Origin of the sequence: Hymenobacter psychrotolerans DSM 18569 (genome assembly GCF_900142395.1) — a bacterium.
Taxonomy (GTDB): Bacteria; Bacteroidota; Bacteroidia; order Cytophagales; family Hymenobacteraceae; genus Hymenobacter; species Hymenobacter psychrotolerans.
The window spans coordinates 63303-87028 of record NZ_FRAS01000008.1; the positions used below are offsets into that span (position 1 = coordinate 63303).

General features: G+C 62.2%; 20 protein-coding genes. 10 read left to right on the forward strand and 10 right to left on the reverse strand.

Annotation, left to right across the window (positions count from 1 at the left end; all coding sequences use genetic code 11):
• Positions 1 to 112: 112 nt before the first annotated feature.
• Positions 113 to 1993 (reverse strand): membrane protein insertase YidC, encoded by a 1881-nt coding sequence (gene yidC, locus BUE15_RS09235; protein ID WP_073283588.1) that lies wholly within the window; start codon positions 1991 to 1993, stop codon positions 113 to 115.
• A 287-nt stretch (positions 1994 to 2280) separates the two neighbouring features.
• The gene (locus BUE15_RS09240; RefSeq protein ID WP_073283793.1) at positions 2281 to 3924 is read right to left on the reverse strand and encodes a CTP synthase; all 1644 of its coding nucleotides are present in this window, start codon (positions 3922 to 3924) and stop codon (positions 2281 to 2283) included.
• A gap of 342 nt (positions 3925 to 4266) precedes the next feature.
• On the opposite strand from BUE15_RS09240, the gene BUE15_RS09245 reads away from it, so the two are divergent.
• From BUE15_RS09245 to BUE15_RS09255, 3 genes are all read left to right on the forward strand, one after another.
• Complete coding sequence (locus BUE15_RS09245; RefSeq protein WP_073283591.1) at positions 4267 to 5133, forward strand: hypothetical protein; 867 nt, start codon at positions 4267 to 4269, stop codon at positions 5131 to 5133.
• 56 nt (positions 5134 to 5189) lie between these two features.
• Positions 5190 to 5786: a hypothetical protein gene (locus BUE15_RS22175; protein ID WP_073283593.1), complete on the forward strand. Its 597-nt coding sequence runs from the start codon at positions 5190 to 5192 to the stop codon at positions 5784 to 5786.
• A gap of 174 nt (positions 5787 to 5960) precedes the next feature.
• Positions 5961 to 6380: a hypothetical protein gene (locus tag BUE15_RS09255; protein WP_073283596.1), complete on the forward strand. Its 420-nt coding sequence runs from the start codon at positions 5961 to 5963 to the stop codon at positions 6378 to 6380.
• 208 nt (positions 6381 to 6588) lie between these two features.
• Here BUE15_RS09255 and BUE15_RS09260 read toward each other — a convergent pair whose 3' ends face one another.
• Positions 6589 to 8025, reverse strand: coding sequence for a Gfo/Idh/MocA family protein (locus tag BUE15_RS09260; RefSeq protein ID WP_073283598.1), 1437 nt, complete (start codon positions 8023 to 8025; stop codon positions 6589 to 6591).
• Positions 8026 to 8536: 511 nt separating this feature from the next.
• Here BUE15_RS09260 and BUE15_RS09265 point away from each other — a divergent pair.
• The 5 genes from BUE15_RS09265 (at position 8537) to BUE15_RS09280 (ending at position 13148) form a co-directional block, all read left to right on the forward strand.
• Positions 8537 to 9895 carry a D-alanyl-D-alanine carboxypeptidase/D-alanyl-D-alanine-endopeptidase gene (locus BUE15_RS09265; RefSeq protein WP_084548939.1) on the forward strand — a complete coding sequence of 453 codons (1359 nt, stop codon included), beginning with the start codon at positions 8537 to 8539 and terminating at the stop codon, positions 9893 to 9895.
• Between the two features lie 65 nt (positions 9896 to 9960).
• Entirely contained in the window at positions 9961 to 10128 is a 168-nt protein-coding gene (locus tag BUE15_RS21920) for a hypothetical protein (protein WP_170865226.1), read from the forward strand.
• A gap of 176 nt (positions 10129 to 10304) precedes the next feature.
• Positions 10305 to 11954: a sensor histidine kinase gene (locus tag BUE15_RS09270; protein ID WP_073283601.1), complete on the forward strand. Its 1650-nt coding sequence runs from the start codon at positions 10305 to 10307 to the stop codon at positions 11952 to 11954.
• Positions 11955 to 11960: 6 nt separating this feature from the next.
• Entirely contained in the window at positions 11961 to 12395 is a 435-nt protein-coding gene (locus BUE15_RS09275; RefSeq protein WP_073283604.1) for a response regulator, read from the forward strand.
• Positions 12396 to 12608: 213 nt separating this feature from the next.
• Positions 12609 to 13148: a hypothetical protein gene (locus BUE15_RS09280; protein WP_073283607.1), complete on the forward strand. Its 540-nt coding sequence runs from the start codon at positions 12609 to 12611 to the stop codon at positions 13146 to 13148.
• Positions 13149 to 13175: 27 nt separating this feature from the next.
• Here BUE15_RS09280 and serA read toward each other — a convergent pair whose 3' ends face one another.
• The 6 genes from serA to BUE15_RS09310 all read right to left on the reverse strand — a co-directional run bounded on the left by serA (position 13176) and on the right by BUE15_RS09310 (position 19686).
• Positions 13176 to 15077: a phosphoglycerate dehydrogenase gene (gene serA / locus BUE15_RS09285; protein WP_073283797.1), complete on the reverse strand. Its 1902-nt coding sequence runs from the start codon at positions 15075 to 15077 to the stop codon at positions 13176 to 13178.
• Between the two features lie 152 nt (positions 15078 to 15229).
• Complete coding sequence (locus BUE15_RS09290) at positions 15230 to 16366, reverse strand: hypothetical protein (protein ID WP_073283610.1); 1137 nt, start codon at positions 16364 to 16366, stop codon at positions 15230 to 15232.
• A 290-nt stretch (positions 16367 to 16656) separates the two neighbouring features.
• Positions 16657 to 17370, reverse strand: a complete 714-nt coding sequence (locus BUE15_RS09295; protein WP_073283612.1) for a DUF421 domain-containing protein — start codon at positions 17368 to 17370, stop codon at positions 16657 to 16659.
• 70 nt (positions 17371 to 17440) lie between these two features.
• Entirely contained in the window at positions 17441 to 17929 is a 489-nt protein-coding gene (locus BUE15_RS09300) for a GNAT family N-acetyltransferase (RefSeq protein WP_139252196.1), read from the reverse strand.
• Positions 17930 to 18202: 273 nt separating this feature from the next.
• A complete protein-coding gene (gene gloA2 / locus BUE15_RS09305) occupies positions 18203 to 18607 on the reverse strand; it encodes an SMU1112c/YaeR family gloxylase I-like metalloprotein (RefSeq protein ID WP_073283618.1) in 405 nt (134 codons plus the stop codon).
• Positions 18608 to 18732: 125 nt separating this feature from the next.
• Positions 18733 to 19686, reverse strand: a complete 954-nt coding sequence (locus tag BUE15_RS09310) for an aldo/keto reductase (protein ID WP_073283621.1) — start codon at positions 19684 to 19686, stop codon at positions 18733 to 18735.
• A 93-nt stretch (positions 19687 to 19779) separates the two neighbouring features.
• Between BUE15_RS09310 and blaOXA the strand changes: the two genes are divergently transcribed.
• Together blaOXA and BUE15_RS09320 are read left to right on the forward strand one after the other, a co-directional pair.
• Complete coding sequence (gene blaOXA, locus BUE15_RS09315; protein WP_084548940.1) at positions 19780 to 20598, forward strand: class D beta-lactamase; 819 nt, start codon at positions 19780 to 19782, stop codon at positions 20596 to 20598.
• Between the two features lie 49 nt (positions 20599 to 20647).
• Positions 20648 to 22231 carry an N-acyl-D-amino-acid deacylase family protein gene (locus BUE15_RS09320; protein WP_073283626.1) on the forward strand — a complete coding sequence of 528 codons (1584 nt, stop codon included), beginning with the start codon at positions 20648 to 20650 and terminating at the stop codon, positions 22229 to 22231.
• A 118-nt stretch (positions 22232 to 22349) separates the two neighbouring features.
• On the opposite strand, the gene BUE15_RS09325 is transcribed toward BUE15_RS09320, so the two are convergent.
• A complete protein-coding gene (locus tag BUE15_RS09325) occupies positions 22350 to 23726 on the reverse strand; it encodes an alpha-amylase family glycosyl hydrolase (RefSeq protein WP_073283799.1) in 1377 nt (458 codons plus the stop codon).

The following is a 23726-nucleotide window of genomic DNA, read 5'->3' on the forward strand; positions in this document are numbered from 1 at the left end:
GTACGAAACGGCAATTTCCAAAAAGCGGACCAATTCAACGCTTTCTGAATATTTAGAAACGAAAAGGGCCTTCTGCACACTGCAGAAGGCCCTTTTTTTGATTTCAATTCAACTACGAGCGGCGGGTTGGCTTCTTGGGCTTGGGCTCCACGGTGGCCGAGGTACCCGCGTCGGCGCTGCCGCCGGTGCGGCCCTGGGCGTCGCGCTCCTGTGCGGCGCGCATGGCGTCCTGCAGGCGCGCTCCGAAGCCGGAGGGCTTCTTGTCCTTGTTCTTCACCTTGTTGGCTTCCAGTTGCGCCCGGATCTTGGTGTCATCCACGAAGCGGCGCGTGAGAGCCTGCTGGCCCAGCGTGGCGAGGTTCGATACGAGGTAGTACCACGTCAGGCCGGCCGCGAAGCTGTTCAGCACAAACATGAAAATCACCGGCATCAGGTACGAGTAGAACTTCATCGGGCCCTGCATGGCGGCCGGGTTCATCTGGTTGCTCTGCCACGTCATCAGCAGCGTCGAAAGCGTCATCAGGACCGTGAACAGGCTGATGTGACGGCCCAGGAACGGCACTTCAAACGGCAGCTTGATCAGGTCGTCGTAGGTGCTCAGGTCCTTGGCCCACAGGAAATGCTCCTGCCGCAGCTCAATGGCGTTGGGGAAGAACTGGAACATGGCAAACAGAATGGGCAGCGTCAGCAGCGTGGGTACGCAGCCGCTCAGCGGGCTCACTCCGAAGCTGGAATACAGCTTCATGGTTTCCTGCTGCACCTTCATCTGGTCGTCGCCGGCCTTTTCCTTGATGGCGTCGATTTCCGGCTTGAGCACCTTCATCTTGGCCTGCGACACGTAGGTTTTGTAGGTCAGCGGCCACGTCACGAGCTTGATGAGCACCACCAGCAGCGCGATGATGATGCCGTAGGAGCTGATAAACTGCTCCAGCGTGTGGAACACGGGCAGCACCACAAACTGGTTTATCCAGCGGAACAAGCCCCAGCCCAGGTACACGTTGCGGTCGAAGCCGGGCGTTACGTCCTGCAGGATCGGCAGCGAGTTCGGGCCGAAATAGTAGCGGAAGCTGGCTTTGCCCTGCTGCGCGTCGGCGGCCGGAATGCTGAGCGAGCTGGTCAGGGTTTTGATGTAGGTGGTATCGGCCAGGTCGACGGTAGACGTGAACTTGCCGTTCGAGAACTTGTCGTTGGCGATGATGCCGGCCACGAAGAAGTCGTGCTTGTGGGCGGCCCACTTCACCGGCTCCGTGATGGTCACTTCCTCGGGGTTCTCCGAAGCCTCGGCCAGTGCGCCGTGGTCGTCGTTGGCGAGGTAGTGGTTGATGGTGGTGTGGTTGCGGTTCTGCTTCTGGTCCTGCTCCGTCTGGCGCACGCGGTCCACGAACGTGAACGTGAGCGGCTCCTGCGACATGGCCTGCTGCAGCCCCGTGAAACGCAGGTCGTAGCCCAGCTCGTAGGAGCCGTCGGCCAGCGTATACACTTCCTCAATCTGGCCGCCGGCCACGCTGGCCGTGAAGCTCAGGCGCTGGCCTTTCTTGTCGCCCTCGGCAAACGGCTGCACCGCGCCAGGCTGGAAATACAGATCCGACAGGCGCACGGTCTGGCCCCCGATGGTGCGGAAGCGGGTATCAATCTGGGCGCTCTGGGCGTCCAGCAGATCCAGCGGCTTGCCGAAGAAGGTCTTGTAGTTTTTCAGGCGCACAGCCTCCACGCGGCCTCCTTTGGTCGAGAAGGTGACGGCCACGTTGTCGTTCTGCAGCTGCACCTGCTGGGCCGTGCCCTGGGCGGCGCCGGCAAACACGCCCAGCGTGCGGGCCGCCGCCGTCGAGTCGAAGGTAGCGGCTGAGGCGGGAGTGGTGCCGGGGGCAGTGCTGGCGGCTGTGGTGGGCTTGTCGGCCGGTAGTTCCTTAGGCGTTTCGGGCTTGAAGAAATACAGGTAGACGAGGAGCAAGGCTGCTATCAGAAACAGGCCGGTTGCTGAATTTCTGTCCATTCAGGTAAAAATGAGGGCAAACAAGGAATGCGTGAACCGCGCCAACCGCAAAAATCCGGCAACGCTGCCGCAAAGGTCGGGTTTGTCAGGTTAATAATTGTAGGTCGGCGCTTTTGGCAGAACAAATTGCCCTAAGTAGAACGTCATCCCGAGCGGAGGCGAAGCCGTAGCCGAGGAATCTCGCTAGTGTGGTACATAATAGCACCACAACATCAGCACGCGAGATTCCTCGACTACGGCTTCGCCTCCGCTCGGAATGACGTTCTCTTACTTCAGGTCCGCTCCAACTAGCCTTTCCGGTACTGGATGGCGGCGCGCACGAAGCGCACGAACAGCGGATGCGGGTTCTGCACGGTGCTTTTCAACTCGGGGTGAAACTGCCCGGCCACAAACCACGGGTGGTTGCTGAGCTCCACCACTTCCACGAGGCCGGTTTCGGGGTTGAGGCCCGAGGGAATCATGCCGGCGGCTTCGTACTGTTTCAGGTACTCGTTGTTGAACTCGTAGCGGTGGCGGTGCCGCTCACTGATGTGGTTGCGGCCGTAGGCTTTGGCCGCCTTGGAGCCCTTGCGCAATTCGCAGTCGTAAGCCCCCAGGCGCATGGTGCCACCTTTCAGCGTAATGGTTTTCTGCTCCTCCATCATGGCAATGACGGGGTGCGGCGTCTGGGCGTCCATCTCCGTAGAAGAAGCATCCTGCAGCCCCAGCACGTTGCGGCCAAATTCCACCACGGCCACCTGCATACCCAGGCAAATTCCGAAGAACGGAATGTTGTTTTCGCGCACGTATTTGACCGCCGCAATCTTGCCCTCGAAGCCCCGCTCGCCGAAGCCGGGCGCTACCAGCACCCCATCAACGCCGTGCAGCTGCTGGGCTACGTTTTCGGCGCTCAGATGGTCGCTCTGAATACTGCGTACCGTCACTTTGCACTCGTTCTGGGCGCCGGCGTGCACGAAGGCTTCGATGATGGATTTGTAGGCGTCGGGCAGCTCTACGTATTTGCCCACCAGCGCAATGGTTACTTCCTCCGTGGGGTTTTTCAGGCGGCCCAGGAATTCCTTCCACACGTCCAGGTCGGGCTGGGCCGCGCCGCCCTGCAGCTTCAGCTTCTTGATAACCCGCTCGTCGAGGTGCTCTTTCAGCATGAGCAGCGGCACCGAGTAGATGCTGTCGGCGTCGAGGCTCTCGATAACGGAGTTGATGTTGACGTTGCAGAACAGCGCGATTTTGCGGCGCATCTCGGCCGGAATCGGGTATTCGGAGCGGCACACCAGAATATCGGGCTGCAGGCCGGCGCTGCGCAGGTCGCGCACCGAGTGCTGGGTGGGCTTGGTTTTCAGCTCGCCGGCCGCTTTCAGGTAGGGCAGCAGCGTGAGGTGAATCACGAGGGACGAGTTTTCGGGCAGCTCCCAGCGCAGCTGCCGCACCGACTCCACGAAGGGCAGGCTCTCGATGTCGCCGATGGAACCCCCGATTTCGGTAATCACCACGTCGAACTGCCCGGTCTGGCCCAGCAGCAGCATGCGCCGCTTGATTTCGTCGGTGATGTGCGGCACCACCTGCACGGTTTTGCCGAGGTAGGCGCCTTCCCGCTCCTTCGTGATGACGTGGTCGTAGATGCGGCCGGTGGTCACGTTGTTGGCCTGCGAGGTCGGTACGTTCAGGAACCGCTCGTAGTGGCCCAGGTCGAGGTCGGTTTCGGCGCCGTCGTCGGTTACATAACACTCGCCGTGCTCATAGGGGTTGAGCGTGCCCGGGTCGATGTTGATATAGGGGTCGAACTTCTGGATGGTGACGCGGAAGCCGCGGGCTTGCAGCAGCTTGGCCAGGGAGGCCGAGATGATGCCTTTGCCCAAAGAGGAGGTTACTCCTCCGGTCACGAAAATGTACTTGGCCGTTGCAGCCGTGGGGGTAGGGGTTCGGTCTGGCATAACGGGAGCCAAAGCTACGGCTTTCTGCCGGGTGGGAAGCGGAAAGTTTTTGGTATAGGGCCGCGCCAGACGCACATGCCCGGCCACGCCTCCGCCCTCACCCGGCACAGCGAAGCGTGTGCAGGGTGAGGGTGGCCCGACCTGCGTTGCCCGACACGGCCGCCCCGCCTCGCTACCTGGCGCGTTGGGGCTTCAGGCCTGAACTTCCCAGGGCACAAGTTGCCGTTGGGATGGTTGCCGAAGATTTATTGCGTACTTAACGCCGCTTCCCGAAACGTATAAGTAGGTTGAGTTTCGGGAATGTAACTGGTAGGGGTGTTCTAAAACAGCAGTGCCGATAAAATGAGTAGACTGAATTGGACTGACGACAAATTAATATCTCGGCTTATAAACAATAAGACGGATAAGTCTCGTTGGGATAATATTTATGTTTTAAGAAAACGGCCAAGTGAAGAGCTGTTTGCAAGGTGTGTAGATTTAATCAAATCTAACTATCCGAAAAACAGAAAAATTGGTATCGATATTTTGGCTCAATTGGGTGTTTCTTCAAGGCCTTTTTTGAAGGAAACTTTAGATGTATATTTTGACTTGCTTGATGTAGAAACCGACCCAGATGTCTTAATGAGTTTGCTCTATTCTATAGGTAAAAACAATGATGAACTCGGCAAAGAACAGATTCATAAACTATGTTCATTTATTCACAATGACAATGCTTTGGTAAAGGAAGGGTTGGTTTCTGCATTACTTGGTATTAACAACCTAACTGCAATTGCAACCTTAATAAAACTCTCGTCATTCAAGTCGAGTCACGTAAGAAATTGGGCGACATTTGGCCTTGGTACTATGATCGAAACAGATAACAAGGCTATAAGAGAAGCTCTATGGAAGAGAGTTAACGACAAACATCAGGAAACAAGGCTTGAAGCAATTGTAGGATTGGCAAAACGAAAAGATGAACGGGTAAATGATATTATAACATGCGAAATAAATAATGGAGAATACGGTATTCTGCTATTCGAAGCCATTGTTGAAACTAAAGATGGAAAATTTCTGCCATTGCTGAAGCAAAATTTAAAGGCTATAGAGGGCGACCAAACCATAAATCCTGAATGGAGAAGAGCCTTAGAGAACTGCATTATTGATTTGGCTAAGTTGATGAAGACCGATTTAGAAGAGCACTTGGCAACAAAAACTGAGATAGGTGAATAATTCTTGCCAGATATTGACAAGAATTATTCACCTGCCTCAGTTTTTATTGCCACCCTATGGCTCGTTCCCTCACCGATTCCTGGCTCGCGGATATATGCGCCCATTTTGGACTGAAAGCCTACGACCTGGCCCACTATGTAGGGGTGGATGCCGGGCAGCTTAGCCGGATCGGCACGGGCCAACGCTCGCTCACCCCACTCACCGAAGAAGCCCTGGCCCCGCTGGTGGCGGCCCTGCCCGCGCCCGCCCCGGCCGGAGGTGCGCTGCGGCTGGCCTCGGCAGCTGCCCCACCCGCGCCCGCGCTGGCCCCGCCCGAGGCCGCCCCGCTGGCCGCCCGCCTCGACTACTGCCGCCACCACGCCCGCCGCCTGCGCCGGCAGCTGGCCCCGCTGGAAGCGCAGGCCACCCAGGCTGCCCGCTGGGCGGTGGCCCTGCCCGCGCTGCGGGCCGCCCTGCCGCCCGACCCCGGCCCCGCCGCCGAGCCCGACCCCACTACCGCCTGGCCGGCCTGGCAGGCGTGGCATCGCCACCGCTGGCTGGAGCGGCGCCCCACCGTGCTGCCGCCCGACCTGAGCGCCCGCTACCACCTGCTGCGCCTACGCGCCGAGGCGCTGGAAGCCGAGGCCGAAGGGCTGGCCGGGCTGCTGCGGTAGGGGCGGGGCTTGCCCCCGCCCATCGTTCGCGCCGTTGTGTAGGGTGCGTGCAACGCCGGGCGGAGGCAAGCCCCGCACGCTACGATTTTTGCCTTCCGGCCGCTTGCACCATTGCCGCACTCTTGTACATTTAAGAGCATTTATTTTCTACCCCTTACCCCTCATTTGTTTCCTATGGCGTACGATGTAAAAACCCTTAAAGACCGGGCGCAGTGCCTGGAAGCCAAAGCCAGCCTGGAGGCGGAGCTGGATGGCTACCAAAACCGCGACCAGAACCTGGCCTACCAGGACCGCCGCGAAGGCCGCGCCGGGGCCTCGGCCACCTCGCGCCTGGCCACGGCGACGGACCGCGTGAAGTATCTGACCGACCAGCTGGCGCGCCCCGATCTGGCCGCCGCCGACCGCCGCCGCTACGAAGACCAGCTGCTGACGGCCAACTATCAGAAAGCCCGCTTGCAAAACCGCACCGCCGACACCGGCGGGGCCGCCGCCTTCCTGGCCGACGTGGACGCCGACCAGATTGACGCGCAGGTTGACCTGCTCAGCGGCGCCATTGCCGCCGTGCAGGCCCACCACGACACGCTGCCCGCCTAAAGCCACCCGGCACTTGTAACACGAAGGCCCTCCCCCGTAAGAAGGGGAGGGCCTTCGTGTTGCATAGAAGCTGTTCAGAACGTCCAACGCATTGTCATCCTGAGCGGAGCGAAGGACCCTATTACGTGTCCACAGCTTCGTTCAGCCTCGATAAGGTCCTTCGCTCCGCTCAGGATGACAGGGCTTTTAGACGTTCACTCTTGGCAGGCTACGCCTGCTTCGGCTCGGGGCCGCGGAATACGTCGGTGCCTTTCACTTCGGGCAGCTTCACGGGGCGGCCTTCGCGCGCCGACTGGTAGATGGCCTCCATGATGCGCTGGTCCTGCAGGCCTTCCTCGCCGGGCGTGTGCGGCTGCTTGTCGTCCAGCACACACTCCGAGAAGTGGTCCATTTCGGCGGCAAACTGGTTGCTGGCCGGGATAGTAATCTGGTTCTGCAGCTTGGCCGGCCCTTCGGCGTGCGAGGTCTGCAGCTGCTGGCCCTGGTAAGCGTAGGCATTGTTCAGGTGCAGCCAGCCCCGCTCGGCACTCACGCGGTAGAAGCGCGAGTCGTGGGTGTTGTAGTGCGTGATGCTGTCCACCGTAATGCCGCCGGGAAAGCGCATCTGCCACGACATCAGCTCCTCTACTTCCTTGAACAGCGGGTTGCCGGGCGTGCTGTGCATGTAGCCGGATACTTCGGTGGGTTCGGTGCCCAGCAGAAAGCGGCTGGTGTTCAGGCAGTACAGGCCGATGTCGGGGAGGGCGCCGCCGCCGGCCAGGGCTTTCTTGTGGCGCCAGTGGTCGGGGTTGGCGGAGCTTTGGCTGTTCTGGGCCTGAATGTATTTCACTGCCCCGTACTTGTTGTCGCGCACCATCTTGCGCACCTCCCGGTTGTAGGGCTCATACTGAATCCGGTAGGCAATCATGAGCTTGCGGTTGGCTTTTTTGCAGGCGTCAATCATGGCCTGGCACTCCTGCACGGAGTTGGCCATGGGCTTTTCGCAGAGGATGTGCTTGCCGGCCTGCGCCCCCCGGATGGTGTATTCGGCGTGCATGGAGTTGGGCAGCACGATATAAATCACCTGCACCTCGGGGTTGTCCCTGAGCTTGTCGTAGTCCTGGTAGCTGTAGCAGCTTTCGGGCCTGATGCCGTACTGCTGGGCCACTTTCCTGAGCTTTTCGGGCGAGCCGCTCACCAGCGCTACCGGCTTCGATTTTTTGCACGCGCCAAAAGCGGGCAGCAGCTCTTCCAGCGTGAGGTGGCCCAGGCCCACCAGCGCGTAGCCCACCCGCTTGTCGGGCGGCAGCGGAGTAGGGGTGGGGCCTGATTTGGGGTCTACGTCCGACTTCCAGGCTTCCAGCTCGATGGGCTTATCGAGGCCGGCGGGCACCTTGGCCGGTGGCGACACGGCTTCCGAGGACGGCACTTTCTGCCCGTCAGGGGCCGCATACACCGTGGCCGCCTCTACTTCCGAGGCCGGCGTGCCGGTGGTTGGCGTGGTGGCGGCCCCGGTTTTTGGCGCGTCCGACTGGCAGCTGGCCAGCGTGCCGGCCGCTACGCCCACGGCCAGCCCGCGCCCGGTCAGACTCAGGAATTCTTTGCGCGAAACCTCCTGGCTGGCGTGGCGCAACACGGTGTTCAACAGTTCGTTGGTGATGGACATACAAAACGGAAAACAGGTAGCAGGTATGCATTCCCATACTTCCCGGGCCGGGGCCAGGTTGCCGGAAGCCCGGATTTGCAAGAACCGTCCTGCTGATGTAAAAGACCTGCCCTGCTGGTTTGAATGGAACGTCATGCTGAGCTTGCCGAAGCATCTCTACCTCTGGCTAAGAGCGTGTTTGGGAATTATAAAAGAACGTCATGCTGAGCTTGTCGAAGCATCTCTACCGCTTCGTATGAGGCTTTTCAACCAAGCGGTAGAGATGCTTCGACAAGCTCAGCATGACAGAAACGGCGTTTTCGCAAATTTCCAAACACGCTCTAACTGATTACTACTGCAACGAAGCGGTAGAGATGCTTCGACAAGCTCAGCATGACGTTCTATTCACATCAGCAGGACGGTAGCGGGCCGTTCGGGCAACATCCAGACACGGGCTTATCGGGGCCAGCAGTTGAAAAGGGCCGGGCTTTTGCCCAAGTTGCGGGAGTTTTTGCCCGTGACTCCCCTGTTGATGCCGTTTCTTTTTGTTGTTCGCCGCGCGCTGCTTGCGGGGCTGTTGTTGCTGCCCGCGCTGGGCGTACGGGGCCAAAAAGCGCCGGCCGTAGCGCCCCGGGTAGCGAATCCGGCGTGGCTGGAGGCGCTGGTGGCTACGTCGCCGGTGCTGCGCCAGCACCATGTGGGCGTGGCGCTGGCCGATGCCGCTACCGGCGAAAAGCTGTATGAGTTTAATGCCGACCGGTATTTCACGCCGGCCAGCACCATGAAGCTGTTCAGTATTTATGCCGGCCTGCACATGCTGTCTGATTCGGTGCCCAGCCTGCACTACGTGGTGCGCCACGACTCGCTGCTATTCTGGGGCACCGGCGACCCGACGCTGCTGCACGGCGACGTGCCCAGCCGCCGCGCCTTCACTTTCCTGCAAAACCGCCCCGAAAAGCTGTTCTACGCCGCCGTGCCCAGCGTGCCGGCCTACGGCCCCGGCTGGACCTGGGACGACTACAACTACTACTACCAGCCCGAGCGCGGCCCGTTCCCCATCTACGGGCACACCGTGCGCTTCTACGGGCAGGCCGGCCAGCCGCTGCCCCGGGTGGCGCCCCGTTTCTTTCGGCCGCTGACCGAAGCCGTGGCCGCCGGCACGCCCAACCCCACCAACGACCATATCCGGCGGCCGGAGCTGGAAAACCGCTTTTTCGCGTATCCGGGCACTGCCAAGTGGGTGGATGAAACGCCCTTCCGCACCAGCCCCGCGCTGCTCCAGCAACTGCTCCAGGATACGCTGCGCCGCCCCGTGGGTGTAGTGCCGTTCCGGCTGCGCCCCCAGGACAGCGTGCGAGTGGTGCGCGGGCTGCCCGTCGATTCGCTGTACCGCCGCCTGCTGCGGGTGAGCGACAATTTTCTGGCCGAACAGCTGCTGCTGCTGTGTTCCAGCCGCCTCGGGCCGGATTCGCTGAGCACCGTCCGGCCGATTCGGGTGATGCAGAAGCTGTTCCTGGCCGACCTGCCCGATGTGCCGCGCTGGGTGGATGGCTCCGGCCTCTCGCGCCTCAACCTGCTCACGCCCCGCACCATGACCGGCCTGCTGCTCAAGCTGCACCAGGAAGTGCCCGAAGCGCGCCTGCTGAGTTTGCTGGCGACGGGCGGCGGGCAAGGCACCCTGCGCCGCCGCTACCGCCCGGTAGCCGGCCGGGCGTGGCTGTGGGGCAAAACGGGTACGCTCACCAACAACCACAACCTCTGCGGCTACCTGCGCACCAAATCGGGCCGGCTGGTGGCGTTCAGTTTCTTCAACAACAACCTGCCCGGTAACGATGCGCCCGTGCGCACAGAAATGGAGCGGATTCTGACCCAGGTGCGCGAGCGGCTGTAGGGGCAGCCGTAAGCAGCCTGCACTTTGGCCAGGCCACGGCCATCAACCAGGCCGACTTCGACGGGGTGAACCTGATTGCCATTCAGGCTCTGTACCGCCAACTGCTGGAGCTGAAGGCCGAAGACGCCCGCCTGCGCCAGTATGTGCAGCAGCAGGCCACCCAGCAGCAGGTGCAGCAAGCCGTATCGGCCACCACCGCGCTGGAGGAGCGCCTGCGCCGCTCCGAAGCCTAGCTCAGCCTCCAGGCCCAGCGCTAACCCGGCCGCCAGCCGCCGCGCTGCTGTTCTGTTCATTCCGGCAGCGGCAACCCCGCCGGGGGGCAGCCCGTTTGTTTCCTCTATCTTCTGGCCGCAAGAGGCGCGTGGCGAAAGCGGCGCGGCCAGGTTGCCATTCTCCTTTACGTTTGCCTATGCTTTCTGCCGCAGCCGCTGCTCTGGCCCCCGATTCCGTTTTGCTGCGCGAGTTGCTGGAAGTGTCGCTCACCGGCATCATTCTCTACTCGCCGCAATACAGCCCCGACGGCTCGGGGGAAATACTCGATTTCACGTTTGAGTACCTCAACCCCGCGGCCCAGCGCATGATGCGCATGCCCGAGATTCCCACTCTCAGCCACATGGGGCAGTGGCCGCACAGCAAGGAGCACGGCACGTTTCAGTTTCACGTGGAGGCCTACGAGTCGGGCGAGCCGCGCGAGTACAACATCAACTACCAGGCCGACGGCTACGACAACTACTACCGCCTGGCTGCCCGCCGCGCCGGCGACGGGCTGTGGGTGAGCTTCACCGATACCGCCGACCAGCCCCGCTCGCCCGTGGAAATTGCCCTGCGCGAGGCCCAGGCCCGTGAGCGGGACCTGCGGGCGGTGGCCGAGCGGGAGCGGGCCCTGCTGCAGACGGTAGTTACCCAGGCGCCGGCGGGCATTTGCCTGTTTCAGGGGCCGGAACACGTCATCACTCTGGCCAACGGGCGGATTTGCACCATGTGGGACCGTCCGGCTGCCGAGGTACTCAACCGCCCGCTGCTGGAGGTAGTGCCGGAGTTGATGGGACAAGGCTTTACCGAGCTGCTCGACGAGGTGGCCCGCACCGGCCAGCCGCACCACGGCACCGAAGTGCCGGCCCAGCTGCGGCAGAATGGCCGGCTCGAAACGCACTACTTCAACTTCGTGTACCAGCCTGTGTACGACGCCGCGGGGGCCCTGCTCGGCATCTTCGATCTGGTGGTGGACGTTACGGATCAGGTAGCAGCCCGCCTCCACCTGCAGCAGCTCAACCAAGAGCTGGAAGCGCGGGTGCAGGAGCGTACCCGGGAGCTGCAGGCGGCCAACGCGGGCCTGACCCGCACCAACGTGGACCTGGACAACTTCATCTACACGGCCAGCCACGACCTCAAAGCCCCGATTTCCAACATTGAGGGCCTGCTGTATCTGCTGCAGGAGGAGCTGCCCGCCACGGTGGCCCGGGATGAGGCGGTAGAGCCTATCCTGACGCGTATGCTCGAGGCGGTGGAGCGCTTCAAGCGCACCATTGAGCACCTCACGGAGGTATCGAAGCTGCAGAAGGAACATGCGCCCGCCGCCACGGCCGTGAATCTGGCCGCCGTGGTTGAGGATGTCCGGCAGGACCTGCTGCCCCAGCTGCAGGCCGCCGGCACCCGGCTGGAAGTAGACGTGGCGGTACCGGCCGTGCAGTTTTCCGAGAAGAACCTGCGCAGCATCATCTACAACCTGCTCTCCAACGCCATCAAGTACCGCCACCCCGAGCGCCCTTCCCGCATTGCCCTGCGCGCCCAAGTGCGCGACGACCATACCGTGCTGGAGGTGCACGACAACGGACTGGGCGTCGACCCGGCCCACCTGCCCCGCCTGTTTACCATGTTTCAGCGTTTCTACAACCACGTGGAAGGCACCGGTATCGGGCTCTACATGGTCAAGCGCATGGTCGAAAACGCCGGGGGGCGCGTGGAGGTGCTCAGCCAGTTCGGGACCGATACCACGTTCACCGTTTTTCTGCCCCATGAGAGCCGGCATGCCGCTCCTGTGCCGGCTTCTCTTACGTAGTGCCCTATGGCGTATCTGCCCTGTATTCTGCTGGTCGACGACGACGACACGACCAACTTTCTCAACCAAGCCCTGCTGCGGCGCATGGCCGTCAGCGACGCCGTGCTGGTAGCCACCGACGGCCACCAGGCGCTGGAGCTGCTGCAGACACATTGTGCGCAGCCTACCGCATCTGCCTGCCCGGTCCTGATTCTGCTGGATATGAAGATGCCCCGCATGAGCGGCGTTGAGTTTCTGCAGGCCTACGCCCGGCAGCCCACCCGCCACCCCGGGGCCATCATTATCATGCTCACCACTACTCTAAACCCCAAGGACCTGGAGCAGCTGCACGGCCAGCCCGTTGCGGGCTACCTCACCAAGCCCCTCACCCGCGACAAAATCAACCAGGTGCTGCACGCGCATTTCGGCCAGCCCGCCCCGGCCCGCCTGGCTGCGGGTTAAAGTCGAAAAAACCACGGTTTTTTAGCTTGTTCCGGGTTTTTTCGTCAGACTTTACTTTAGACAATCCATTAAGTGTCTTTCACCTTTCCCTCCGCTGCCAGGGCGCTGAGCGCCGCGTTAAGCCTGCTGTGTGTACCGGCCTGCCAATCGAACCCGGAAGCAGGGGCAGAAGCACAAGCCGCTAGTGCCACGCCCGTTGCAACAGATACGGCCTTGGCTACCCAGCCCGCTACTTCCGTTGCGGCGCCCGACTCGGCGGCGCTGGCGCGGCAGTTTGTGCCTACCGGCTACCGCCTGCTCGACATGGAAACCGGCGACCTGAACCGCGACGCCTACCCCGACAAGCTGCTGGTGCTGGACAGCATTACGGCCGATGCCCAGGGCAATGAATCCCGCCGGCCTCTGCTGCTGCTCACCGCCAACGCCCAGGGCCAGTACGCCCTGGCCGCCCGCAACGACCGCACCGTGATGTGCAGCGACTGTGGCGGCATGATGGGGGACCCGTACCAGGGCCTGACCATCAAAAACGGCTATTTTTCGGTGGAGCACTACGGCGGCAGCGCATGGCGCTGGACGCACATCATCACGTTCAAATACGACCCCACCGACCACCACTGGTACCTGCACCGGGCCGGCGGCGACAGTTTTCATGCCGCCAACCCTGACAGCGCAACCACTCACGTAGAAACACCCCGCGACTTCGGCCGCATTCGGTTTGAGCGGTATAAGGGGGATGTAGGGTGGGATGAGTAGCCGCGTCTGAGCAGAAAAGCCAGTGTCCTAGTACAACACCCGGAATTTAATCGTGTGCTCTACCTGCTTCAGCTCGCTGATGACTTCGGGGTCGTATTCCTTGTCGATGTCGGTGATGACGTAGCCGATGTGCTCGTTGGTTTTCAGGTACTGGCCCAGGATGTTGACGTGGCGCTCGGCCAGCACGTTGTTGATGCGGGCCAGCACGCCGGGCACGTTGTGGTGAATGTGGATGAGGCGGTGGGCCTGCTGCTCCGGCAGCTGAATGTTGGGGAAATTGACGCTCTGCTGCGTGTTGCCGGTATTTACGTACTGCATAATGCGCTCCGGCACAAACTCGGCAATGTTGCGCTGCGCCTCCGCCGTGCTGCCCCCGATGTGGGGCGTAAGCAGCACGTTGGGCAGGCCGCGCAGCTCGCTCTCGAAGCTTTCCTGGTTGGTTTTGGGCTCGTACGGAAACACATCCACGGCAGCCCCGCCCAGGTGGCCGGAGCGGAGCACGGCGGCCAGCGCCGGCACATCCACAATGTGGCCGCGGCTGTTGTTGAGCAGGATAGCGCCCGGCTTCATCATAGCTAATTCGGCGGCCCCAATCAGATTGGTGTTGGCGGCGCGCCCATCCACGTGCAGCGTCACGATGTCGGCCTGCTGGAGCAGCTCCGGCAGCGTGCGGCACTTGGTGGCGTTGCCGAGCTGCAGCTTTTCGGCCACATCGTAGTAGAGCACCTGCATGCCCACGGCCTCCGCTACTACCGAAAGCTGGGAGCCAATGTTGCCGTAGCCGATGATACCCAGCTTCTTACCCCGGATTTCAAACGCGCCCTTCGCCGACTTGTCCCACTCGCCCGCGTGCATGCTGTTGCTCTTTTCGGGGATGCGGCGCGCCAGCGTGATGATTTCGCCCAGGGCCAGCTCCACCACCGAGCGGGTGTTGCTGAACGGGGCGTTGAACACGGCCACGCCCTTCTGCATGCAGCCCGTAAGGTCAATCTGGTTGGTGCCGATGCAGAACGCGCCCACCGCAATCAGGCGGTTGGCGGCTTCCAGCACGCGGGGCGTTACCTGCGTTTTGCTCCGGATGCCCAGAATGCTGACGCCCTCAATCTGCTGCACCAGCTCGTCTTCGTCGAGGCCGCCGGGCACGGTGTCTACCTGGTAGCCTTCCTGCCGGAACAGCTCGGCGGCGCGCGGGTCGGGGTTTTCGAGGAGCAGGACTTTGATGCGGTTTTTGGGGTAGCTGAGCGTCATCGGAAGCTTGTTCTGGTACAGAAATTCGTCGAAGGAAGGCAGCACTTCATCGGCGCGGGCCACCACGGCGTCGCGGGTTACGTTTTCGGTGAAGGCGTAGAAGCGGTTGGCCAGCCCGGCTTCCCGAATCTGGTAATCGGTGTAGCCGTCGCCGAGCACGTACACGTCGCCGGCCAGATCAAGCTGGCGCAGCTGCTCGATTTTGCCTCCGTCGCGGCTGAGCACATTTTCCGGGTCGAAGCCCGTAATGCGGCCCTCGGCGTCGAAGGTGAAGGTGTTGGCCAGCACGTGGTCGGCGGCAATGCCAAACTCGGCTACCACCGGCTCAATAAACTCGCGGAAGCCGCTGCTCACAATGTACACCCGCCCCGGAAACCGCTCAAAAAAGGCCCGGTTGCGCACAATGCTCTCCGAAACCTTGCCTTTCAGCCGCTCCACCAGCGGCGCCAGATGCTCGCGCCGGGCCGGCAGCAGCGCCAGCCGCTGCTTCAGGGACTCCGAAAAGTTCAGCTCGCCGCTCATGCCCCGGTCTGTCAGGGCCCGAATGGCGCCAACCACCTCCTCCCGGTTCGGCTGGCCCGCCAGGGCCACGTCGGCCAGCTCGTCGAGGCCTTCCACCTGCGTAAACGTACTGTCGAAGTCGATGATGAGGTAGGGCAGCGGCTGTGTTGGTTCGGGCATAGTGCCGGCAATATCGGGCGGAATTGCGGGTTGGCTGGTCAAAACGCTCGTCTTATGCGGCAGAAATCCGGAGAAAGCCGGCTGGCAGGGTGCAGCAAGGCGTTGCGGCCGGCTCACACACTACCAGCCGGCTTCCTTAATAAGTGCTGGTGCTACTCTACCAGCAGCCGCTCAGTGGCCGCCCCGACGCGCACCAGGTACAGCCCGGCGGGCAGGCCTGCAAGGCTCAGCAACGTGGTGCCGGCCGGCAGCCGGCGCACCAGCTGGCCCTGCCCGTTGAAAAGCAGCCGCTCAGCGTGGGTGTCGGTGGTGGCTAGCTGCACCTGCCCGCGGGCCGGATTGGGCAGCAGGGCCAGCGCGGGGGCGCTGGCGGCCGGCACATACACGGCGGGCGCGAAGGTGAGCTTGCCATCGGTATCCTGCTGCACCAGGCGGTAGTAAGCGGCTTTGGGGCTGGCCGCTGCATCGGTCCACTGGTAGCTGGTGGGGCCGCCGGAGGAGGGTTTGCTGGCCACAAAGGCCCGCTGCTCCCAGGTGTGGTTGTCGAGGCTGCGCTCCACGCGGAAACCGGCGTTGCGTACTTCGCTTGCGGTAGCCCAGCGCACCTGCACTGCCCCACCTTCGAGCGTGGCCCGGAAACTGGTCAGCGTAACGGGCAGCGTAACGGGCAGCGGCGCGGCCACGGAGCGGGAGCAGTACGTGACATTAGCGCCCACGATGGAGCCGCCGGCCGTATCAAATCCGCCGTCATGCACGGTGTTGGTAGGTGACTTGTCGCAGAAGTCAAGCAGGCCCGATTGGGCGAAAAAGCCCAAGTTGGTGGTAGTGGTCTGGGCCTGCACGTAGGCGCGGCGGCCATCCACGGGCCCGTTGATGGTGCCGCTGTTTTCCAGATTAGCCGTCCAGGAGCCGTTGTTGCTCACCGTCACGGTGCCGGTCGATGATATTTTGGTGGCATTCCAGACGCCGGTGCTGCCGATGGTGGCCGTTACGCCCGGCGCATTTTCGATGGTTGCTCCCCAAGTGCCGCTGTTCGTGACGGCGGCCGTGCCAGTAACCGAAAGCTGCGTGCCCGTCCGGTTGCCACTGTTGGTGATAGTTGCATTTACTACCACTACACTGCTTGCCCAGGTGCCGCTGTTGATAATCGTGACCGGAAAGCCGTTGGCGGTGATGTTGTAGCCGCCGCTTACGGTGCCGCTGTTGCAGATGGTCGTTCCGGAGCCCGCAATGTTGATGTTAGCCGCTGTACGTCGTGCCCGTAGTGATACAGAAGGTTTCGCCCGCATTAAGCGTTACGTTGGTGCCTGCAACCGCTGTTTTACTACAGGTGCCGCATTGTGCCCGCGCATTCAGCACGAAACCGGGCAGGGCGTTGCCCAGCAATAGACCTGCCGCAAGAGCTGTGAGCCGGCGCAACGTCCGGCCAGAGGAGTAGAATGAACCCATCAATAGAGGAATAGGAGTGTGAACAGAAGACTCAGCATGAGCCCAAAACTAAGCTCCTGAACCTATATATTCACATTTTGAGAACATATTCCTATTGTGGGAAATTTGCTGTTGTTTGTAGCACCGTGCTTTAAGCTATCCGCTTTGCCTCGCACGCCTCCAGCCAGGCATCGTTCTGGCAGCTAGTGCATTGTGCCGGATTGCCCCGGGCCAGCTCCTGCACGTGGCCGCAGCAGGCGCAGGCGTAGGCACCGGCTTTTTCAGCCCGCCGCAGGCTTTTTTCCAACCGTTCCGGCCAGATGGGCATACCCGGCCGCGTCTCCTCGTCCTCGAAGAAATACACGCTGATGTCGCCGGTAGCCTCAATATATGCGCGGCGCACTTGGCCCAGATGTTCGATTTGGCGTTGGCGCAGTTCTCCGAACAGCTCTTTCTGGGTCAGATTCTGGTTTTGGAAGTTGCGGATCTGAATCTCGCCCTGGTCGACGAGCAGCACGGGCGCCCCCTCCAGCCAGTCGCTGAACCAGGGCCACTTCTCGGTAAACCAGTTGAACAGCAGATACACCACCGGAACCACCACGAACACCACCGCCACGTGCAGCAGCGGCACGTCCTCGTAGAACATGGCGTCGCCGGCGGCCGAGCCCAGGGCCAGAATAATGCTGAGCTCGAAGATGGAAAGCTGCCGCACTCCGCGCCTGCCCGTTACGCGCAGCGCGCCCAGAATCAGCAGGTAAGTAAGAACGCAACGCAGGACTATTTCCAGTAGAAACAGCGGCGGAATATCATCGGAAAGCAGAATTCGGTGCCAATCAAAGGGCTGAACAGCGGCGGCAAAAAGCATAAAACCAGCTACGAAGGAAAGTATATTCCTCTGCTAACGTAGCGGCTGATCTTTCCGTTGGCAGGGGCGCTTAGTTCAGGGAGTTGCCATCGGTCAGGGGCCGCACAAGGTGGTGCGTGGTAACGGCAAACCCCTGCGCCTGCCAGAAGTGAAGCGCCGCCGGATTCTGCAGCGCCACCTGCAGCTCCAGATGGTCGGCGCCTTCTGCCAGCAGCCAGGTTTTGGCCGCGCTGAACAGCGCCCGGCCCAGGCCCCGGCGGCGGTAGGGCACTTCCACAATGGTTTCGGCAATGTAGCCGCGCCGGAAAAAGTGCATAGCGCTGGTGCCTACCTGGTAGGTGGCCAGCAGCAATCCTACCAGCCCGTCGGGCCCGGCATCAGCCACAAAAATGCGGGTATATGGCTCCGCGAGCCGCTCGCGCAGCACCCGTTTGAGCTTGAAATCGGCCTCAGGATGGTAGCCAAAAACAGGGTGGTACGCCCGGTGCTGGTCCATAAGCAGGCGCCAGAGGCGGTATAGCTCGGGGAGGTCTTGAGGCGTGGCCAGGCGAATGGTCATGGGCGGCGGCAGTGACAGGGGAAACAGGCGAAAGTAGCACAGCTGCCGCGGAAGGACATTCTGGGGCCTGATGGTAGCGGCGCTTTTCCGGGTATCTGCCGTACAGCCAGGCTGCTGGTAGAGGTTCTGCAAGCTCTGTGCGCCCACCCCAGAGCCAGCTTCGCTGGATTGCAGTGCCTGCTGGTGCAAGTGCTTTATCCGCCTGCTTTTGGGCACTACCTGCAGTGCTGGCCACACGGGGCAGCGAACAGTAATGCCCGCGCCACAGGGCTGCTAAAGCGGCCCAGGCACCTCGTAGAGTTCCAGCGGCAACTGGTCGGGGTCGAAGAAAAACGTGAAGCGGCGGCCCGTAAACTCATCTACCCGGATGGGCTCGTAAGTGACTCCCAGCGCCTCAAGGCGCGCCACGGCCGCATCCAGGTCGGCCACGGCAAAGGCCAGGTGGCGCAGGCCGGCGGCTTCGGGCCGGCTGGGGCGAGGCGGTGGGGCCGGGAAGGAAAACAGCTCAATAAGGTACTGCCCGTTCAGGGCCAGATCCAGCTTGTACGACTGCCGCTCGGCCCGGTATACCTCGCGCACAATCTGCAGGCCCAGCACCTCGGTGTAGAAGTGCTTGGATGCCGCATAGTCGGAGCAGATGATGGCAATGTGATGGACGTGAAGCAAGCCGGGCAGCATAAAAAGAAGTGCTAAAGGAAGCCGAAGCGCAGCCAGCAAGCTGCGGCCTCGAACGAACTAAACAGCCAGGCCGCGCCCCCACAGGTGCCTGCAGAGGCGCGGCCTGGCTGGGAAAGCCGAGCCGGTCAGGCGCTGGCCTGGTTCAGCATGGATACCTCTTCCGCACTCAGGGCTAGCGTAGCGGCTCCCAGCAGCTCCTGCACCTGCTCGGGCGTGGTGCTGCTGGCAATGGGCGCCGTGAGGCCGGGCTGGGCCACTATCCAGGCCAGGGCCACTTGAGCCGGCGTGCTGCCGGCGTGGCGGGCTACTACGGCATCAAGGGCGGCCAGAATGCGGCGGCCCCGGTCGTTGAGGTATTTGGGGCCGATGCTGCTGCCACGGATGCTCTTGCTCAGGTCGGCTTCGGTGCGGTACTTGCCGGTCAGGAAGCCCGAGGCCAGCCCGAAGTAGGGAATCACGCCCAGACCTTTGTCCAGAATCAGCGGCTGCAGCTCCTTTTCGAAGTCGGCGCGGTTGTAGAGGTTGTACTCGGGCTGCAGGCTTTCGTAGCGGGGCAGGCCGTGCTGCTCACTGGCTTCCAGGGCCTCCCGCAGCCGGCTGGCTGAGTAATTGGAGGCCCCGATAGCGCGCACTTTACCTTCCTTGATCAGCTCGGCGTAGGCTTCCAGCGGCTCGGTTACGGGCAGTGTTTCGTCGTCCTGGTGGCTCTGGTACAGGTCGATGTAGTCGGTTTGCAGGCGACGGAGCGAGGCTTCGACGGAGCGGCGGATGTAGGCTTTGGCCAGGCCCTTACTGCCGTCGCCCATTTCCATGCCCACTTTGGTCAGGATGAGCACGTCGTCGCGGCGGCCGCGCTGCTTCAGCCACTTGCCCAGCACCGCTTCTGACTCGCCGCCCTTATGGCCCGGCGCCCAGGCCGAGTACACGTTGGCCGTATCAATGGCGTTGCCGCCGCCGGCTACAAAGGCATCGAGGACGCGGAACGAAGCAGTTTCATCGGCCGTCCAGCCGAATACGTTGCCGCCCAGCACGAGTGGGGCGAGGTTCAGGCCGGAGCGGCCCAGTTCACGGTGTTGCATACGTAGAGGGTGTTGGTTCAGGAACTAGTGTGGTGTTAAACCGGTCGGCTTTCGGTTAGGTTATCTTCGCTGCCACATCTATCCATCTGCCAAATGTCGTGTTTTCGTTTGCTGCTGAGCTTGGTTTGCCTGCTACTGACCGCAGCCACGCCACCGGCTCACAAAATTGTGGAGCGCAATTTCCAGCCGTATTTCGACCAGTACAATGTGCAGGGCTCGTTTTTGCTGGTGGAAGCGCCCACTGGCCAAGTGGTGGCCTACAACCTGGCGCGGTGCCGCCAGGGGTTTCTGCCCGCCTCCACGTTTAAGATTCCCAACACGCTCATCGGCCTGCAAACCGGCGCCCTCCCCGACACCGCCACCCTGTGCAAATGGGACGGGGTGACGCGTGAATTTCCGCAGTGGAACCAGGATATGAGCTACGGCCGGGCGCTGCGCGTGTCGTGCGTGCCGTGTTACCAGCAGCTGGCGCGCCGCATCGGGGTGGAGCAATACCGGGCGTGGCTCCCGAAGCTGCGCTACGGCCGCATGGCCGTGGCTCCCGCCACCCTCGATACTTTCTGGCTCGATGGGAATTCGCGCATTTCACAATTTGAGCAGGTGGATTTTCTGCGCCGCCTGCACGCCGAAACGCTACCTGTAGCCGCCCGGCATCAGCGGGCCGTGAAGCAACTGCTGATCCTCAAGAAAACATCCGAATACACCCTCTATGGCAAAACAGGCTGGCGTTTTCGGTCAGCTACCAACCCTGATAATGGCTGGCTGGTTGGCTGGATAACGCGCGCCGATGGCCGCACCGCGCTGTTTGCTCTGAATATCGAGCCGAAGGGCGGGCGGGCTGCCAACAACCAGTTTATGGGAGCCCGCCGCGCCATTACAGAATCCATTCTGAAGGAGCTGCGGTGGCTGTAGCAGCCCACAGACGGCTCAGCCGCTATGCCCGTTTGCGCTACATTCGTTTATGACCCGCTACGCATTCCTGGTTCTGCTGCTTCTGCTCACCCAAACAACTTGGGCGCAAACCCAGCGGGCAGATATTCTTATCCGCAACGGCCGCCTCTACGACGGCACAGGCAACACCTGGACACTGGGCGACGTGGCAATCCGGGCGGGCCGTATTGTGGCCGTGGGCCGCTTGCCGGCTACTTATCCGGCTGATACCGTGCTGGATGCGCAGGGACTGGCCGTGGCGCCGGGCTTTATCGACGTGCACACGCACATCGAAGACGACGAAGTGCGCCAGCCTACCGCCGATAATTTCATCTATGACGGCGTCACGACGGTTGTGACGGGCAACTGCGGCTCCTCACGCCCCGATTTGCGGCGCTATTTTCATATGCTGGACAGCACCCATTTGTCGGTGAACGTGGCCTCGCTGGTGGGGCACGGCACGGTACGCAAGGCGGTGATGGGCCGGGCCCGGCGCGTGCCTTCGGAAGTGGAACTGCAGCGCATGGAAGCGTTGGTGGACAGTGCTATGCGGGCCGGCGCGGTGGGCTTGTCGTCGGGGCTGATTTACGTGCCCGGCACCTATTCCCGCACGCCCGAGCTGGTGCGGCTGGCACGGGTGGCGGGGCGCTACCACGGCCTTTACGCCACCCACATGCGCAACGAGTCCGACAGCGTGACCTTTGCCATTCAGGAGGCGCTGAAAGTGGGCCAGGAAGCGGGGCTGCCGGTCCAGATTTCGCACCTCAAGCTGGGCGGCCAGCAGAACTGGGGCCGCACTGCTGCGCTGCTACGCCTGATTGAGGATGCCCGCCGCGCCGGCCAGCAAGTCACCATCGACCAGTATCCCTACACGGCCAGCTCCACCTCGCTCAGCACCCTGCTCCCGGACGCCGTGCAGGCCGACGGGCGCGACTCGCTGCGCGCCCGGTTGGCCCGCCCGGCGGTGCGCAAAGCCGTAGAAATCAGTATGCTGGCGCGCCTGAAGCGCCGCAAGCTCAAGCACTTCAGCTACGCCGTAGTGGCCAGCTTTCCGCCCGATACGAGCTACAACGGCCGCAGCATCGAGGAAATAAACCGCCTGCGCCGCCGCCCGCACACTGCCCGCGCCGAAGCCGCCACCGTGCTGGACCTGGTGCTGCAATATGATGCGGGCATGGTGTTCCACGGCATGAGCGAAGACGATGTGCAGAACATCATGCGCTACCCGCAGAACATGGTGGCTTCCGACGCCAGCATCCGGGTGTGGCAGGAGGGCGTGCCACATCCGCGCGGCTACGGCTCCAATGCCCGCGTGCTGGGCCGCTACGTGCGCGAGCTGCACATCATCACGCTGGAAGAAGCCATCCGCCGCATGACCAGCCTGCCCGCCCAAACCTTCGGCTTTACAGACCGCGGCCTGCTGCGCCCCGGCCTCGCCGCCGACATTGTGGTGTTCGACCCTACTACCGTGCAGGACCGCTCCACCTTCGAGCAGCCGCACCAATATTCCGTGGGCATGAAGTACGTGCTGGTGAACGGCCGCCTCACGGTGCGCGACGGCCGCCACACCGGCATCCGCAACGGGCAGGTGCTGTACGGCGCGGGCCGGAAGTAGCGCGTTGTGAATAAGGTACTGTAGAGGCACAATATCTTGCGTCTCGGCGTTGCTGATGTTGTTTGACCCAACGACACGGTTCCGGCCGTTTAGCGACGAGACGCAACATATTACGTCTCTACACCGTGCTGGAAGTTGACTGTATGTACACCCGTTCCAGCACGCGCCAGCCGTGCGCCGGCACGGGTAGCTGGTCGCCCTCCCGAATGGCTAGCGGCGTGTCGCCGAAAACGTCGTGCCAGGAGCCGGCTGCCTCGGGTGGCAGCGGCAGCATCTGGGGTGTGGCGGCGGTATTGATGACGCAGAGTACTGCGGCGCCTTCTTTGTGGCGCAGGAAACCGTAGAGGTCTTGATTGGAACTGGGCAGGCGCTGGAAACGGCTGGCTGCGTCGCCGTTGCGCAGGGCCGGGTGGCGGCGCTTGAGCTGCAGCAGCCGCGTGTAGAAATCCTGCAGCGGATAGTCCTGCCAGTCAATCGGGTCCCGGTCGAAGAAGGCCAGCCGCCGGTTCAGGGCCGCTTCCTGGCCCGTGTACACCAGCGGCATGCCGGGCAGCAGCACCGTCAGCACGGCGAAGGGCAGCGCCAGTGGGCCCAGCCGTTCGTATTCGGTGCCGTCCCAGCTGTTCACGTCGTGGTTGCTGGTGAAGTGCATCAGGTACACCGACGGCGGATATTTGGCCCGCTCGGCGGCCAGATACACATCGATGTCGCGGAGGGGCTGCTTTTCCTCGGCAATATGGTCGAGGAGGTAGTGCAGGCGCAGCCCGAAGGTCATGTTGAAGGCCTTTTCCAGCAGCTTCGTATCGGAGTTAAACTCCTCCCAGCTCAGGCCGCCGCTGGGGTACAGCTCGTCCCATTCGGCCAGCATAAACAGAGGCTTCACCGCATCCAGCTCCAGTCGGGCTTCCTCCCAGAAATCGGTGGGCACGAGGCCGGCCACGTCGCAGCGGTACCCGTCGATGTCGGCTTCGCGCACCCAGTACAGCAGAGCATCGTTCATATAGCGGCGCAGCGCGGGCTGGCTGTAGTCGAAGGCCACCACATCGGTCCAGTCGGGTACAGGCGGCACCAGGCGGCCGGCGGCATCGTGCTGGTACCAGTCGGGGTGCTGCTGCACCAGGGCATTGTCCCAGCTGGTGTGGTTGGCTACCCAGTCGAGCAGCACGCGGAGGCCCAGCGCGTGGGCCGCTTGCACGAGGTGGCGCAGGTCGGCGAGTGTCCCAAACTCCTGATTCACCCCGAAATAGTCCTGCACGGCGTACTGGCTACCCAGGCTGCCCTTGCGCTCCACTTCCCCAATCGGGTGAATCGGCATCAGCCACACGATGCTGATGCCCATGGCCGCCAGCCGCGGCAGATGCGCCTCAAAGGCCCGAAAGGTGCCCTCCGGCGTGTAATTGCGCAGATTTACCTCGTAGATGGTGGCATTGGCGGCCCATTCCGGGTGGCGGACCTGGAACAAATGGGCATCGGCGTGAGCAGCGGAATCGGACAC

Coding starts and splice junctions, on each gene's coding strand:
- yidC (WP_073283588.1), bottom strand. CDS start 1,993: ATGGACAGAAATTCAGCAACCGGCCTGTTTCTGATAGCAGCCTTGCTC.
- BUE15_RS09240 (WP_073283793.1), bottom strand. CDS start 3,924: ATGCCAGACCGAACCCCTACCCCCACGGCTGCAACGGCCAAGTACATT.
- BUE15_RS09245 (WP_073283591.1), top strand. CDS start 4,267: ATGAGTAGACTGAATTGGACTGACGACAAATTAATATCTCGGCTTATA.
- BUE15_RS22175 (WP_073283593.1), top strand. CDS start 5,190: ATGGCTCGTTCCCTCACCGATTCCTGGCTCGCGGATATATGCGCCCAT.
- BUE15_RS09255 (WP_073283596.1), top strand. CDS start 5,961: ATGGCGTACGATGTAAAAACCCTTAAAGACCGGGCGCAGTGCCTGGAA.
- BUE15_RS09260 (WP_073283598.1), bottom strand. CDS start 8,025: ATGTCCATCACCAACGAACTGTTGAACACCGTGTTGCGCCACGCCAGC.
- BUE15_RS09265 (WP_084548939.1), top strand. CDS start 8,537: ATGCCGTTTCTTTTTGTTGTTCGCCGCGCGCTGCTTGCGGGGCTGTTG.
- BUE15_RS09270 (WP_073283601.1), top strand. CDS start 10,305: ATGCTTTCTGCCGCAGCCGCTGCTCTGGCCCCCGATTCCGTTTTGCTG.
- BUE15_RS09275 (WP_073283604.1), top strand. CDS start 11,961: ATGGCGTATCTGCCCTGTATTCTGCTGGTCGACGACGACGACACGACC.
- serA (WP_073283797.1), bottom strand. CDS start 15,077: ATGCCCGAACCAACACAGCCGCTGCCCTACCTCATCATCGACTTCGAC.
- BUE15_RS09290 (WP_073283610.1), bottom strand. CDS start 16,366: ATGCGGGCGAAACCTTCTGTATCACTACGGGCACGACGTACAGCGGCT.
- BUE15_RS09295 (WP_073283612.1), bottom strand. CDS start 17,370: ATGCTTTTTGCCGCCGCTGTTCAGCCCTTTGATTGGCACCGAATTCTG.
- BUE15_RS09300 (WP_139252196.1), bottom strand. CDS start 17,929: ATGACCATTCGCCTGGCCACGCCTCAAGACCTCCCCGAGCTATACCGC.
- gloA2 (WP_073283618.1), bottom strand. CDS start 18,607: ATGCTGCCCGGCTTGCTTCACGTCCATCACATTGCCATCATCTGCTCC.
- BUE15_RS09310 (WP_073283621.1), bottom strand. CDS start 19,686: ATGCAACACCGTGAACTGGGCCGCTCCGGCCTGAACCTCGCCCCACTC.
- blaOXA (WP_084548940.1), top strand. CDS start 19,780: ATGTCGTGTTTTCGTTTGCTGCTGAGCTTGGTTTGCCTGCTACTGACC.
- BUE15_RS09320 (WP_073283626.1), top strand. CDS start 20,648: ATGACCCGCTACGCATTCCTGGTTCTGCTGCTTCTGCTCACCCAAACA.